The sequence below is a fragment of the Nostoc sp. FACHB-133 genome (genome assembly GCF_014698055.1).
Taxonomy (GTDB): domain Bacteria; phylum Cyanobacteriota; class Cyanobacteriia; order Cyanobacteriales; family Nostocaceae; genus Nostoc.
Genome location: NZ_JACJSH010000003.1, coordinates 39031 through 54965 on the forward strand (window position 1 = coordinate 39031; position 15935 = coordinate 54965).

At 37.6% G+C, this 15935-nt stretch carries 12 protein-coding genes and 1 pseudogene; 11 read left to right on the forward strand and 2 right to left on the reverse strand.

Annotated elements, in window-relative coordinates:
- The first annotated feature begins 360 nt into the window (after nt 1–360).
- On the forward strand, nt 361–2541 hold the full coding sequence (locus H6G86_RS03630; RefSeq protein ID WP_199338148.1) for a GumC family protein: 2181 nt from the start codon (nt 361–363) through the stop codon (nt 2539–2541).
- Between the two features lie 204 nt (nt 2542–2745).
- Here the strand turns inward: H6G86_RS03630 and H6G86_RS39425 are convergent, their stop codons facing one another.
- Together H6G86_RS39425 and H6G86_RS03635 are read right to left on the reverse strand one after the other, a co-directional pair.
- Complete coding sequence (locus tag H6G86_RS39425; RefSeq protein ID WP_277883534.1) at nt 2746–2868, reverse strand: hypothetical protein; 123 nt, start codon at nt 2866–2868, stop codon at nt 2746–2748.
- A 48-nt stretch (nt 2869–2916) separates the two neighbouring features.
- A complete protein-coding gene (locus H6G86_RS03635; RefSeq protein ID WP_190933158.1) occupies nt 2917–3081 on the reverse strand; it encodes a BBE domain-containing protein in 165 nt (54 codons plus the stop codon).
- 126 nt (nt 3082–3207) lie between these two features.
- Between H6G86_RS03635 and H6G86_RS38515 the strand changes: the two are divergent.
- The 10 genes and pseudogenes from H6G86_RS38515 to H6G86_RS03685 form a co-directional block, all read left to right on the forward strand.
- Nucleotides 3208–3624 (forward strand): annotated as a pseudogene (locus H6G86_RS38515) (ISAs1 family transposase); the annotation flags it as partial.
- A gap of 1051 nt (nt 3625–4675) precedes the next feature.
- The gene (locus tag H6G86_RS03645; RefSeq protein WP_190933159.1) at nt 4676–6712 is read left to right on the forward strand and encodes a polysaccharide biosynthesis protein; all 2037 of its coding nucleotides are present in this window, start codon (nt 4676–4678) and stop codon (nt 6710–6712) included.
- A gap of 70 nt (nt 6713–6782) precedes the next feature.
- A complete protein-coding gene (locus tag H6G86_RS03650) occupies nt 6783–7802 on the forward strand; it encodes a glucosamine inositolphosphorylceramide transferase family protein (RefSeq protein ID WP_206758423.1) in 1020 nt (339 codons plus the stop codon).
- Nucleotides 7789–9027 (forward strand): lipopolysaccharide biosynthesis protein, encoded by a 1239-nt coding sequence (locus tag H6G86_RS03655; protein ID WP_190933161.1) that lies wholly within the window; start codon nt 7789–7791, stop codon nt 9025–9027. Before H6G86_RS03650 ends, H6G86_RS03655 begins: the two co-directional genes overlap by 14 nt.
- The gene (locus H6G86_RS03660) at nt 9008–10195 is read left to right on the forward strand and encodes a glycosyltransferase family 1 protein (protein ID WP_242064674.1); all 1188 of its coding nucleotides are present in this window, start codon (nt 9008–9010) and stop codon (nt 10193–10195) included. Before H6G86_RS03655 ends, H6G86_RS03660 begins: the two co-directional genes overlap by 20 nt.
- 35 nt (nt 10196–10230) lie before the next feature.
- Nucleotides 10231–11430, forward strand: a complete 1200-nt coding sequence (locus H6G86_RS03665; RefSeq protein ID WP_190933162.1) for an O-antigen ligase family protein — start codon at nt 10231–10233, stop codon at nt 11428–11430.
- Nucleotides 11431–11473: 43 nt separating this feature from the next.
- Entirely contained in the window at nt 11474–12607 is a 1134-nt protein-coding gene (locus H6G86_RS03670) for a glycosyltransferase (RefSeq protein WP_190933163.1), read from the forward strand.
- Between the two features lie 59 nt (nt 12608–12666).
- The gene (locus H6G86_RS03675; protein ID WP_190933164.1) at nt 12667–13920 is read left to right on the forward strand and encodes a glycosyltransferase family 4 protein; all 1254 of its coding nucleotides are present in this window, start codon (nt 12667–12669) and stop codon (nt 13918–13920) included.
- Nucleotides 13898–15193: a hypothetical protein gene (locus tag H6G86_RS03680; protein WP_190933165.1), complete on the forward strand. Its 1296-nt coding sequence runs from the start codon at nt 13898–13900 to the stop codon at nt 15191–15193. The genes H6G86_RS03675 and H6G86_RS03680 overlap by 23 nt, the downstream gene beginning before the upstream one ends.
- 55 nt (nt 15194–15248) lie before the next feature.
- On the forward strand, nt 15249–15929 hold the full coding sequence (locus H6G86_RS03685; protein ID WP_190933166.1) for a sugar transferase: 681 nt from the start codon (nt 15249–15251) through the stop codon (nt 15927–15929).
- Nucleotides 15930–15935 lie beyond the last annotated feature (6 nt).

Genomic DNA, 15935 nt, shown 5'->3' on the forward strand with positions numbered 1-15935 from the left:
TTAAGCACTTAAGTATTACCTGTGTTTCCACTGAATCCAAAAATAAATTGTTTTTATGAGAGAATAATTTGGATATCATTACCGAAATTCACGTTTATTAAGTAGAAAATTTAAAGTTTTGTACTCTCTTATACTTAAACTAAATTGCTTGTATTATTTCATACTATTTAACGAGCCTAACTAGCAGCTTGCGTTATTTGTGTAATGGATTAAAGAATAAAGACTTGTGATTTCATCATAAGTTTATTAAGTAAATATCAAATCTAGTATAGATTGTTGGTTGTATCAAATTTATCTCACAGAAGCTTATAAAACTCTTTCTACTAATTCTGTCTAACTTATTACCAAATATTTAAGAATATGATAGAGAATTATCCTTCCCAACCTTCAAGTTCTGATCGCAGTAATAATTCTGCGCCTCCATCTCTTCAAAATCAACAAAATCAACTTGTTCCGTGGGTTGAAGAGGAAGAAGAATGGAGTGTGCAAAAATTTCTGGGTGTTTTACGGCGAAGAGCGCTAGTTATGACAGGTGTGACTATTACTGTTATGACAATTGCAGTTATTAGCTTAGTGCTAAAGCAGAAGCCCCCAGAATATGAAGGCAATTTTCAACTGTTAGTGGAACCTGTGAATGATGACTCCACAGATGTGGATGTTGTCAAAGACTCTAACTCACAGATGTCTAGTCTAGATTATGAAAGCCAAATTCAGGTTCTTAAGAGTCCTGAACTGATGAAAGACACTCTTAAACGGCTACAAGCTTCTTATCCAGAATTAAACTATTATTCTCTGATCGATTCTCTAAAAATTACTCGATTAGGTGAAACCAAGATTATATTAGTTAGCTATCACAGTAAAAATCAAGATCAAACTCAAGCTGTACTACAACGGCTCGCTAAAGATTACTTAGACTACAGCAAAATCAGGAGGCAAACCAAATTACGTCAAGGGCTTCAGTTTGTTGAATACCAATTACCTTTAACACAGAATCGGGTAGATCAACTCCAAAAAGAGTTGCAAATTTTTAGACAAAATTATAATTTTGACAACCCAGAAAGCCAAGCAGAGCAAATCTCATCACAAACCATTGAATTATCTCAGAAAAGACAAGAAATTGATCTACAGTTAGCTCAAGCTCGTGCTAATGTAACGAGTCTAAAAGAAAAAAATGGCGCAACAGCAATGCTGGATAATGCTCCTTTATATCAGCAGTTGATTACTCAAATACGTCAATTTGATATTCAGATTGCAACTGAATCTACTCGTTTACAGGACAAAAACCCAACCATTCAAACATTGAAAGAGAAACGAGCTAGTCTTTTACCTTTGCTACGTCAACAGGCACAGCAATTATTGGGTGTAAAATTTGCAGAAGTAGAGATGCAACTTCAGAAATTAGAAGTGCAAAGTCAAGAACTTACCAAAATAGAACAGAAACTTGCACAACGACGTAAGCAACTGCCAATTCTAACAAGACAGTACACTGAATTACAGCGTAAATTACAATTTGCAAATGATAGTTTAAATCGGTTTTTATCAACCCGCGAGAATCTCCAAATTCAAATATCCCAAACAGAGCTAGGCTGGCAATTACTTCAAGTACCAACTACACCGGACATTTCTATTTCTTCTTCTGATACCCTACGCAGTTTTGTATTGGCATTAGTTGCAAGTATCATCTCAGGAGTTGGTATTGTCTTACTAATAGAAAAGCTAGATAATGCCTACCATACTGTCGATGATCTGAAGAGAAAAGTTAAGCAGCCATTGTTAGGAAATATTCCATTTGAAGAGCAGATTCAAACTAAGCAAAACCGCCGCACTTTTCAGCAAAATTTTCCCTTGTTAAGGATACCAAATTTTCTTTCTAAGAAGATTGCTAAACTGACTGTTTTACCAGAGGAAGAACAGGGTGAGTATTCTTCCAACTTTTCCGAAGCTTTAAGGGTAGTTTATACAAATATTAAACTACTCAGTTCCGATAGCCCGTTTCGTTCCATAGTTATTAGTTCAGCTATGCCTGGTGATGGCAAGTCGACCATAGCCCTTCATCTAGCTCAGATAGCTACAGCAATGGGGCAACGAGTCTTACTTGTAGACGCTGATCTTCGTAAACCCACAATTCACAATCTCTCACATTTAAATAATCTCTGGGGATTAAGCAATTTAATTTCTACAAACTTGCCAGTGGGAGAAGTAATTCGACAACTACCTTCTATGAGCAAACTATCTGTAATCACTGCTGGACCAGTATCATCCGATCCCGCAAAGTTGCTCTCATCTTCAAAGATGAAGCAATTAATGACAGATTTTCAGAAGAATTTTGACTTAGTGATTTATGATGCACCTCCTTTAGTGGGATTAGCTGATGCTAGCCTGATAGCACCCCACACTGATGGACTATTGATAGTAGTTCGAATTCACAAAACAAATTCTTCAATACTAAAAATAGCTTTAGATAACCTGAAAATTTATCGGTTGAATATATTAGGCATAGTTTGTAACGGTCAAAAAACTAATTTCAATGGTTTGTATTAAGAGGGAATATACTTTATACTCTCCACATTAGAGTTATAGAAGCCTATGACCTTGTAATTATTGACTCTGGTTCATAGGTTCAATTTCCGGGATGGTGAGGCGAAAAATAATTAATTAACAATCCAATCTTGAAAGGATACTATTGGATCAGCAAAGAAGACAAGGGCAACAAACGATTCAGGCGTTGCTGAATCATGGGATGATTTAGCCAAATTTGGAATGAGTTATCAATGCTTTCACCCGCCAATTCATTCCGTATTTATGCAACGCCGCTTTTTCGAGCGAATCTTTTTCAGAAAGCGATCGCTGTTTTTGATTTGTTGACAACGAAAAAATAAGCCTTTATCAGAAGTATGCACTTCCCCAACAGCTATCTCAAGTAATCGTTTCTTGCTTGGGTGCTGATGCTTCAAGAATCCCTGGACTTGGAGTTAGCAAATTATCAGGATCATAGCGCCGCTTTGCACTTACTAACAGGGCAAACGCATCTAAATATTGACGAGCCTGAATCAGAGTGGAATTTAGGAAAACCCTAATCAAATAAGGCTTTGAGGAAATTAAATATTCACCTATATGGTAATGATAATCATTGTAGAGGGAGGGGGTAAAGAACACGGTGTTCTAACAGTTGCTCTAAAGAAGAATTTCATTCTGATTCTCCTCTCTATGAAGCTAAAGCCAAAAATTACAATTGCTGACCATTTTTTGGGAATAGAAGACCCACGAATAGATCGAACAAAGCGACACAACTTAATGGATATCATAACGATTGCCGTGTGTGCTGTGATTTTTGGGGCAGATGGTTGGGTGGCAATAGAGACTTATGGATGTGTCAAGTATGAGTGATTAAAAATATTTCTAGACCTACCAAATGGTATCCCGTGACATGATACATTCGCACGAGTATTTGCACAGATAAATCCCCAACAGTTTCAGCCATGTTTTCTAGATTGGATAAAATCAATACAGAAGATAACTTCTGGGAAAGTGGTTGCACTCGATGGAAAAACTTTACGTAGTTCTTATGATAGTAGTAACCAAAGCGCAATTATAATGGTAAGCGCCTGGGCAACTACAAATAAATTTAATTTTTAGGTTACACTAACTTGAACTCCGATCAATTACCAATGTGATGTTATTAGTGGTAAGTTTTAGATATAATATTCACTCTTTGCATAAAGATAGCAACGCCACTAAATTACAAAAAAATAATCAAACAGAAGTAATACCAATTTTTTATGAAGCTGCATAGAATTTGAGCCCCCCTAGCCCACGCCAGTCGCTCATGGGGGAAACCCCCTTCTCCACGAGACGCTCCGCGTTCGCGTAGCGTTCCGAAGGAAAGGCGCTAGCCTCTTCCTTTGCGAGAAGACCGCGCTGGCTCCCCTTAATAAGGGGGGAACCAGAAAAACATCTATCAAAGTCCCCCTTTTTAAAGTGGATTTAGGGGGATCAAGATATGTGCAACTTCACATTAAATTGGTATGAAATGTAGTAATATATACAAGAAAATATTAGTTTAAATATCCGGTTTTTCAGAACATAACTTGTCTAAAATTATCAAGGTAGATTATAACAATTGAACAATTGCTGAAGACAACTCAAGCATAACTTAATTGCAGGCATTTATAACTATGACCTTCAAAATGCTAGTTATCTTTTTGACAATTTGTTTAACGCTTTAATTTACCATAAAACTTTTTTGCAAGAGGTCTACTCAAAAAAGCTCTTAGGATATAAGCTGTAAACAAGTAGATACAGCAAGCACTATTGAGAGCCATTAGTAAAGCATATTCCAGTAAACTGGGCAAAGACCAGTAGAAATGTGCATGGGCATTTTTTTGATTATTAGCTATATCCATTTCTAGACAAGCCAACTCTAATATGGATGTAAAAATCAGAAATTAGTAAATTAGGAATTGATTTAAAAATTAAATTTTTGTTCATTTATAAATTATCAAATGGACAAAATACTTACCTATGTCAATTCTCTAGAAATGATTATTTAACAAGATATTCCAGGCAAAAAACATCATTTTCCAAGTTAATTGGCGATATGAAATATTCTCCAAAGGGAGAATTTTTATGTACAAAATGGGTGATTCTGTAGCTTGCTTAGGAGGTTTTTTCAAGTATGAAACTCTTACTTAGAATCTTTCAAAATTTTAGTGCCAATTTATTAAAAAAGCTGCTAGAGCTAAAAAATACGCATTTGTTAATTTTTGATATCATTATTTTTTCAATTACTCCTTTATTAGCGCTGCTTATCCGTTTAGACGGCTCTCTCGATATTCAAGCAAACATATCACAACTAGGAATCGCAACTCTACTATTTTTATTAGTTAAACTAATTGTATTTTGGAGTTTTGGTTTTTATAGGCGATACTGGCGCTATGCCAGTGTTGAGGAACTGACATATATAGCGATGTTGATGGTAGGTGCAATAGTCATCCAAAGCATGACATTTAATCTTCTTAATCACATATTGCCTTTTGTAACAGATAACCTGCCGCGATCGCTGCCATTTATTGATGGATTACTGTCATGTATTTTTATAGGAATGTTACGTTTCAGTTTTCGAGTTGTAGAAAGATTTATCCAACGTCAAGGAGTATTTCATCCACGAGAGCGGGTGCTGATTATTGGTGCTGGTAATGCCGGAGTTTCCCTTGTGCAAGATATGCAAAGCAAACCTAAACTAGGCTTTCATGCTGTTGCCTTCATTGACGACGATCCACGGAAATTAAATGTCCAAATTCGTGGTCTTCCAGTCGTAGGCAATCGCCACCAAATTCCTGATACTTTAAAATCTCTCCAAATCCACAAAGTTATCATCGCCATGCCTACGGTTGCTGGCCATGTTATTCGAGAAATCGTAGATATTTGCAAAGCAACTGGAATACAAACTAGTACTTTACCTGGAATATATGAAATCCTCAACGATCGTGTACGAGTAGATAGCATTCGAGATGTCAGGATTGAGGATTTGCTCAGGCGAGAACCCATACAGACTGATGTTGAGCAAGTGCATAAATTTATCAAAGGTAAGACAGTACTGATTACAGGTGCAGGAGGATCAATTGGTAGTGAACTTTGCCGTCAAATTTTCAAGTGTCATCCTGCGGAAATGATACTTATGGGACATGGGGAGAATTCTATATTTAATATCCAACAAGAGTTAGAAAAACTGATCCAAATACTCAAAAATGATGGGAAAGTACAGCGATACACCCCTCGTATTTATACTTTCATTGGCGATATTCGTTATAGCGTTCGCCTAAAACAAGCTTTTGAACAATTTCAACCTAACGTGATTTTTCATGCGGCTGCTCATAAGCACGTTCCTCTGATGGAATTAAATTCATCAGAAGCAATCACTAACAATGTGCTTGGAACAAAAAACTTATTGGATATGGCACTGCAATACAATGTTCAAAACTTTGTGATGATTTCCACAGATAAAGCTGTTAATCCCACTAGTGTCATGGGTGCTAGTAAGAGAGTTGCCGAAATGTTAGTGCTACAAGCTGCAAAAGAAAGCGGTAAACCTTATGTTGTTGTGCGTTTTGGCAATGTTTTGGGTAGTCGCGGTAGTGTAGTTCCAACTTTCAAAAAACAAATTGCTTCAGGTGGCCCAGTAACCGTTACTCATCCCGATATCTGTCGTTATTTCATGACCATCCCAGAAGCAGTGCAACTTGTTTTACAAGCTGCGGTATTGAGTCGTGGTGGTGAAGTCTTAATGCTGAATATGGGCGAACCTGTAAAAATTGTTGACTTGGCTAAAGAATTAATTCGCCTTTCGGGATATGAAGTAAATAAAGATATTGACATCTTATTTACAGGCTTAAGACCTGGGGAAAAGTTATTTGAAGAACTGTTTATCGAGGGAGAAGAGTACGAACAAACTCAACATGAGAAATTGATAGTAGTGAAAAATGGTAGTCGGATTGTTTCAGAAAATCTCGCCATGACTGTAGAAAAATTGTGTTCCGCAGCAGGTAAAAATGATATTAAATACATCATGTTATTACTGGAACAACTGGTTTCAGGATACAAACCTAAGTATTTAGAAAATAATGAACGAAGAAACAGTCTAAAGAGTAGTGCTGTAATCACATATTCAAGTAAAAACAAACTTGCGAAAGTGGAATCGGGAGGAGCTAAATAAAATAGAGAATTTGGACTCTAAGTCGATGGCTAATTCATCAAATAACTCTACATTTAATTTGGAGAATAACATGGAAACGATCTATGGCTTTCACAGTTTATTACGAAAAACAAATAGAGTATTTACCTTAAAAAAAAGATACTTCTCCTTTTTCAAGGAACTAGCAAGAACTTTGGTAAGAAGACAAACTAAATGGTCAATTGGAATTTATACAGGTCAATCTCTTTGGGATTTCGTTTCTACAGAAAACATCAAAAATCCAGTTTTAACTGCTAAAGATGTAACAGATGTAATGGCCGAATTTGTTGCCGATCCATTTATGGTTAGTGATAATGGCACTTGGTATATGTTTTTTGAAGTACTGAATAGTCTTAATAATAAAGGTGAAATAGGACTAGCAACTAGCAATGATGGATTCAATTGGAATTACAAACAAATAGTAATTAAAGAAGAATTTCATTTATCTTATCCTTATATATTCAATTTTAAAAATGAATACTATATGATTCCAGAGAGTTATAAAGCTAATTCTATTCGCTTATACAAAGCAGTTGATTTTCCAACTAGATGGATGTTTTTAAAAACTTTACTAGATGGCAAAGATTATGTAGATAGTTCTGTTTTTAATTTTAATGAAAGGTGGTGGATGTTCACATCTTCATCACAAAGCAATATTTTACGTCTTTACTATACTGATGACCTAATGGGGCGTTGGATTGAACATCCTCAAAGCCCTATTATAAAAGACAATTTAAACATAGCAAGACCAGGAGGAAGAGTTGTAGTATACGATAATAAAATTTTTCGATATACCCAGGATGATGAGCATTTGTATGGCAATCAAGTGAGAGCATTTGAAATTACCGATTTGACAACAACAACTTATAAAGAAAAAGCGGTTCAAAATAATCCAATTATCAATGCAAGTGGTTATGGGTGGAATAAAACCGGAATGCATAATATCGATCCTCACAAGCTTGAGAGCGGCAAATGGATAGCTTGCGTGGATGGTTATCAAATCATTGTTGTGTTTGGTATCAAACTGCAAAATTGGATGAGGTTAATGACTAAAGCAGATGCAACAACATAAGCCACTAACACTGCGCGGCAATTTTTCTTGGACTTTCGTCGGTAATTTAGTTTATGCAGCTTGCCAGTGGGGAATGTTGGTGATACTGGCTAAACTTGGCAGTCCAGAGATGGTAGGACAGTTTACCTTGGGGCTGGCGATAACAGCACCTATAATCATGTTTACAAATCTTCAGTTGCGAATTGTACAAGCAACAGATGCCAGAAAACAGTATTCTTTTAGCGATTATTTGGGGCTAAGACTAATCTCGACAGCTTTAGCACTTGCGATTATTACGGTTATTAGTTTGTTAGGCGGCTTTCGATGGGAAACATCTCTAGTTATCTTCTTGATGGGTTTGGCAAAGGCATTCGAGTCTATTAGCGACATATTTCATGGACTGATTCAGCAGCACGAACGCATGGATCGGATTGCAATATCGTTGATCATTAAAGGCCCTCTATCACTGCTACTACTGGGCATTGGAGTATATATATCCGGACATATTCTGTGGGGTGTACTTGGGTTAGTCTTCGCTTGGGCAGTGGTGTTAGTCGCTTGGGACATTTGCAGTGGTATCTTAATGCTACAAAGGTCACAATTACAACCACGCTGGCATCAAAAAACCTTAGTAAAACTGGTATGGCTCTGTTTGCCTCTGGGGTTTGTGATGATGCTAATTTCACTCAATACCAATATTCCCCGCTACTTTATTGAGCGATATTTAGGTGAGCGGGAATTGGGTATTTTTGCAGCCATTGCCTACCTGATGGTGGCAGGAAACATAATAGTAAATGCCCTAGGAGAGTCAAGCATTTCTAGGCTAGCTAAGTATTACGCGGCTAAAGATGCTATTGCTTTCCATACACTCTTACTCAAGCTGGTAGGAATCGCTGCTTTATTGGGCGGAACAGGTGTTTTGATAGCTGTTGTAGCTGGACATCAGATCCTGACTCTTCTGTATCGACCTGAATATGCCGAGCAAACAAATTTGTTTATCTGGTTGATGGTTGCAGCTGGAATTAACTATGTGTCATCCTTCCTGGGCTATGGAATGACGGCATGTCGGCACTTTCGCATCCAAATCCCTTTGTTTGTGATTGTACTAACTATCTCAACGATAACCTGTTTATGGCTGCTACCCAGTTTGGGATTGTTAGGGGCAGCGATCACACTAGTTATTGCAACTATTGTCCAAACAATTTTTAGTTTAGGAGTTATCTTTCATGCACTACACAAACTCTAGAGATATGCAGAAGGTCGATGAGCATTCAATACGTATCCTCCATGTTGTTGCGGGGATGAATAGAGGTGGAATCGAAACCTGGTTAATGTACATTTTGCGACACATTGATCGCGATCGCTTCCAGATGGATTTTCTGGTTAACACAGCCCAGTCCAGCGCTTACGATGAAGAAATTCGTACCCTTGGTAGCAAGGTTATTCCATGTCCTCATCCGTCACGACCCTGGTTGTACGCTCCTAATTTCAAACGTATCTTACGCGAGTACGGCCCTTATGATATTGTTCATAGTCATGTTCATCACTTCAGTGGTTATATTCTCCGCCTAGCACAGCAAGGTGGTGTGCCAATCCGTATTGCCCATAGCCAAGTTGATTCTTTTTCACTTGAGGCGAAGGCGAGATGGTATCGGCGTTTGTATCTAAGTTTGATGGAACGGTGGATTTCCCTATATGCAACTGTAGGTCTAGCATGTAGTCGCAAAGCAGGAGAGGCTTTGTTTGGTCTAAGCGATCCGCGTTGGCGGGTGGTTGACTGTGGAGCTGATCTCAAACCCTTCCAAGCTGTTGTTAATCCAGTTACTGTGCGTGCTGAATTGGGTATACCTAAAGATGCCTTAGTCATAGGTCATGTTGGCAGATTTGAGCAACCAAAAAATCATCACTTTCTTGTAGATATCTTTGCAGAGGTCGCTAATCGAGAACCAAAGATGTACCTCTTATTGGTAGGTAATGGATCATTGCGCCCAGATATAGAGCAGAAAATCATGCAAATGGGCTTAACAGATCGTGTAATTTTCGCAGGCGTTCGTCCTGATGTACCCCGACTGATGTTAGGCGCTATGGATATATTTCTGTTTCCATCTTTCTACGAAGGACTGGGCTTAGTATTAATCGAAGCACAAGCAGCAGGGCTACCTTGTGTATTCTCAGATGTTGTTCCTGAGGAAGCAGATGTGGTTAAGCATTTAATGCGAAGAATGTCTCTATCGGAACCAGCTTCTGCTTGGGCTGAGGGAATCCTAGCTGCAAGCAAGACTCTATCAGAAATGAGTCAAAGAAAAGCTTTTGAGATTATTGAGCAATCCTCATTTAATATTCACAATATTGTTGAAAGCTTAGAAAAAATATACTTAGAAAAATTTGTTTTATTCAAAACTATTAATTTTTAGATTTTATATAAAACTAATCATACTGGTGTAAATAAATGTCAAATACCATCATTCAAAAAACATCAAACCAGGATTTTTGGAATAATGTAATTCTTTTACCTATTGACTTAAGTTTGATTTTTTGTTCTACATTTTCTGGAGAAAATAAAACAGTATATGAAATTCCTTTCTTTTTGGTTTTTTGGATAATAGTTTTTGCCTTGAGAAGAAACTTTATTTTAAGCCCAGCAGAAATTTCTGCTCAAATATTCATTTTTCTCGCTCTCCTAGCTATTTTTATTCAATTTTATCAATACAGTTTTGACTATTATTTTGGCGCTGTATCAGGAATTCTATATGTTAATATTCTTGTTTTTGGAACGCATGTAATCGAGCGATTACTAAGTGATAGTCCAGGTTGTAAGCTAATTCGATGGCTACCTGCCATATCACTAATTTTTCTTGGAGTATTATCTCAACAGTTTTCTGGAAATGATCCGAGACAATCTTTTATATTTGGTCCCAATATTTACTACAGGATTATTGGAACTATTTTCTTGCTAAATCTCGTGTTGGTTCATGAAAATTACTCTAGTAAGAAAGAAAGAATTTCAATACTTAGTTTAATAATTACAATATTTTGTTTAGCTATTGCATTGTCTCTAATGGTTAAAACAGGTTCTAGAGGTGCAACAATAGTAGGAGTTTTGATGACTTTATCTTTTATTTACACAGTACTATCTATCAGATTAAATTGGCTAAAATTTGCTAGTATATCTATAATATTTGCTATTTCCGCACTCACTATACATTCAAGTTTTTCTAAATATATTATTGATTCTCGAGTATTTTGGTTTTATGATCGTGGTGTCTCCTCTACTTCTATTGCAGTCAGGGAAGGATATTGGCAAAACTTGACATCTTTTTTTCTAAAAGATAATTTTTTATTTGGAGAAGGAAGCAAATACATATATTCCTATCCTCACAATATTTATCTAGACCTGCTATATAATGGCGGCTTTTTACCTTGTGTAATTCTTCTAGTATTTACTGCAATGTATGGAATATTTTTGTGGAAAGGGAAATTAAATAGAAGCTGGAAGATTATAACTCTAGTTTGTTCACCAATTTATATAGGTTCTCTATTTTCTGGAACATTATATGACAACTATTCAATTATAAGCCTAATATTTGCGCTGCCAATTTTGATACAAAACCAAGTTACTCCTATATCTACAAAAAATCAAAGGGTCTGATAGAGATTCAAATCTATAGTTTGAACAGGAGAGAATCACTTTTATGTATGAATTTGATGAATGTAAAATACGGTCAACTGTTATCCTATATGTTGCGCCAATTACACACAATCGGATTACTGGGTTAACACCTGCCATAACGCCATTAGTTAATGTCCTGCAAAATTTAGGAGTGCAAACTGGACTTTTGACTACTTCTAAACTAGGGCGCTACGAAAATCCTGAGCCATATCCAGTTGTTTATATAAAGGATCTACCTCTTTATCCAAGTTTAGCTTCAATGCCAGAACCATTAAATAGACCCGATCTGATTGTTTTCCAAAGTACCTATGTTTTGAAGCATATTCCACTCATATATGAGGCTTTGCAACGCAAGATTCCCTATATAATTACGCCTCAAGGTGGGATGACAAAGAGAGCACAGCAGCAAAAACAACTGAAGAAAAAGGTAGGAAATTTTTTGTTTTTTAACTGGATGGTGCGAAATTCTGCTGCTTTACATTGTTTGAATGAACAAGAAGCCATAGAGGTCAAAAAAACCTGGAATCATCCTGTATTTATAGTTGGGAATGGAGTCCATATACCTCAATGTAAACTATTGACATATCCAGGGAGTAAACCAGAATTGAAATTTGTCTATTTAGGAAGGCTCGATATCAACCATAAAGGATTGGACTTTTTGTTAGAAGCTTGTGCGCTGCTACAAGAAAAATTGAGACAATCAAAAGTACAAATCCTTTTATATGGATCTAATATAGCTGGAAGTAAGGTAAAACTTGAGAAGATGATAAATAAATATCAAATTCAAGATATTGTTAATCTCAAGGATCCAGTTTTGGGAGACGCAAAGCAAGAAGTTTTCCAAAGCGCAGATTTGTTTATACATACCTCTCGCTTTGAAGGACATCCAATAGCAGTATTAGAGGCTTTATCTTACGGAATACCTTGCCTGCTTACACCCGGTACTAATATGGCAAGTGAAGTGGAGGCGGCTGAGGCTGGATGGTCTGTGGAAGCTACTCCAGCAGCGATCGCTAAAGGTATGGAAGAGGTTTTAGCCGCACGATTAGAACTCTCAAAAAGAGGGCTTGCTGCACGAAATTTAGTAGAAGAAAAATATTCCTGGAACGAGATTGGCAAGCAGTCACTTCGAGAGTACTTCAACTTATTACATTAAAATTACAAGCGTGCAGATGTAATAGTTAAGTCAAATAATTATGTATAGGTTTAACGTTGATGTATACTCGCAGATTAATTTATTTAGATCAATATTTTTCGATTCCCACAGTTTCTGGAGGCACAAGATCCTGGGAATTTTCAACTCGTATTGTCCAAGATAAATGGCAAGTTTGTATGTTTTGCGGTAACTCGAAAATTCATGGAATTTCCGCCGTTAATATCCTGAAATTGTTCAACAGAAAAAATGTGAGTTTTGAACTAAATATTATTCCTTTGAAGTACAGTAATCACATGAGCTTCTCTCGAAGAATTTTGGCATTTTTGAGTTTTGCTGTTAGGTCTTCTTTACAAGTTCTCCGAGAAGAAAAAGCTGACCTCACTTTTGCTACTAGTACACCGCTTACTATTGCAATACCAGCTTTGTTGCGAAAATGGTTGCATGGTACTCCTTATGTTTTTGAAGTCAGAGATCTTTGGCCAGAAATGCCAATAGCTGTGAAAGCTATACGCTCACCATTAGCTATATTTTTGGCTCGGCAATTAGAACTGATAGCTTATCAAAATGCTTCTCATATTGTGGCGCTTTCTCCTGGTATGAAAGAAGGCATCGTCAAGCAGGGTATTCCTCCTGAGAAAGTAGAAGTGATTCCTAATGCTTGCGATAATGCACGTTTTAACATTTCAGAAACAATTGGATTAGAGTTTCTCCGCCAGCATCCCGAATTATCTGGCGGGCCTTTGATTGTTTACACCGGTACATTAGGGCATATAAATGGAGTTAACTACTTGGCTTATTTAGCAAGTCACATGAGAAATATCATACCTGAAGCTAAATTTCTGGTAGTTGGTTCAGGTGCCTGTGAAAGTGAAGTCAGAGAAGCTAGTAGTCAATTAGGGATTTTGGAAAAAAACTTCTGGATGTGGCCACCTATTCCCAAAGCTGAAATGCCAGCACTTCTTTCTGCATGTACCGTTGCCACCTCCTTGTTTAAGCCAATTCCTGAGATGGAGCATAATTCAGCTAATAAATTCTTTGATGCCCTAGCAGCAGGTCGTCCAGTCGTAATTAACTATGGCGGTTGGCAAAAAGAAATTCTCGAACAGTCTGGTGCTGGTATTAGCATTTCTAGCAACGATCCAAAAGTTGCTGCAATTCAACTTGCAAAATTTTTAAATAGCTCTGAGTGCTTGCAAAGCGCTCAGACTGCTGCAAGAAAACTTGCAGACACAGTGTTTGATCGGGATATTTTGTACAAGAAACTAGCAAATGTTTTTCAGAAGGTTTTAAATGAAACGCATTCTGGCATTTAAAAAGTGGAAACATTGGTCGAAAATAAAATTCTTACGTTGTGCTGATAAGTTACTAGCAGCCGTTGGAATTGTTGTTGCGTCCGTCGTCTTTACGGCAACAAATACAGAAGTTGTTGGACAAGATATATACCCTAAGAGTAAGGAATTTCCGCTAGGACTATACTCCATACATGAAGCACAAGATATGCAGAGGGTGCGGCAATACGGATGGAAAATCGCCCAGACATATCATTTTACCCCTTCTTTTCTTGAGACTGTAGCTAAGGGTAAGATGCTTGCTCTTGCCAGCCTACCAGGTAAATCTGAGCCGATACCAGAGGTACAAGCGGCAAACAAGATTACCGCTCTTGCTAAGAGCGATCAGGTAGCGTGGTGGGAATTTCCTGAAGAACGGCGCTATTGGAGAGATGGAGAAATGGCGATAGTCACCAATTATGCGAGTTGGACACGCAAATATGACCCAAAAAAGCGACCAAATTATATGTACATCCCCGGTCACTATGATGCTATAAGTGTCCAGCAGTATGTACCTTATTTAGATATCATTCCCTCCAGCATTTACACAAACTATATAGGGGTGCCACACGCATGGGTGCGATGGCGGATGGAAACCACACTAAAGGGGATCAAGCTAGCACAAGCCACGATAGGCCCTGATTATCTGAATGGAGAAAAAACTCCTGTAGCGATTCTAGAACTTTTTCACGATTCTGGCAATGCGATCGCGACCACTGAAGGGGCATATCACGACTTTTGGCAGTCTATCGTATCTGGTGCTAAGGGAATTCTGATTTTTTCTTACTGGCACAAGCGCGATCATCCGAATCTAGAAAGTGTTTTGCAAACATATCATAAGGCTGCTGGAGAAATCGTAGGGCCAGAACAACTCGGCTCGGCTATCTTGTATGGCACGAGGTTGGACAATGTGAGCTTTGAGATTGTCGCTGGACCAACAAGGACAGAGAAGTTCTACACCTATGGCATGGAGCACCCACTCAGCTTTCCTTCTATTAATCTCTTGACAACTGTTTGGAATCAATCTACTTACGTTATTGCTGTTAACTCAGCAAATGAACCTGTTTCGGTTAGTCTTACTAGACTACCTAATACGTCCACGGAAGCAACTGTTCTATTTGAAAACAAGACAGTTCCGCTTACAGATGGAGTATTAAATACCGAATTTCAACCACTTGGTGTACATATCTTCAAAATTTCTAGCAGCAAAGTATTGAAAAGGAAAAAGCAAAGTCTCTACGCTCAAGTTACTCGATGAAAGTGATAGGTCTTGATTACTGATTTTTACCTTTGCAAAAGTGAAGAACACAGCTATGAACAGCAAATATTTACAGCAACATATTTTCATAAAAAGTAGCAGATTAATCAAGTCTATATTAGATAGATTTGTAGCAGCAATCGCATTAATTATTCTTTCTCCTGTGCTACTAAGCGTTGCGATCGCTATTTATCTTCGTATGGATCGCCCAATTCTCTTTACACAAGAACGTCCCGGTAAAGATGCTCGCCTTTTCACCTGCTATAAATTCCGCACAATGACAGATATGCGTGGGGCTAATGGTGAGTTATTACCTGATGCTGAAAGGCTCACAAATTTAGGCAAGTTTTTGCGTAAAACTAGCCTCGATGAACTTCCACAGCTTTGGAGTGTGTTTACAGGAGATATGTCTTTTGTAGGGCCTCGCCCCTTACTAGTTCAGTATTTACCATACTATTCGGCACGAGAGCGTCAACGCCATTCAGTTCTTCCTGGAATCACTGGATTAGCCCAAATTAATGGACGCAATAGATTGCTGTGGGAAGACCGACTGGAACTCGATGTCCAGTATGTTGAGAAGCAGTCCTTAGCATTAGATATTTACATCTTGTTTATGACTGTTTGGAAAGTAATTGCTCGTGTTGACGTTAATATTGATACAAGTCTAGAAGGTAATTTTGCTAAGTACCGTCAACAGCAGTTAGGACAGCCTATAGATTTGGAGCTAAAGCATTAAGAAAAT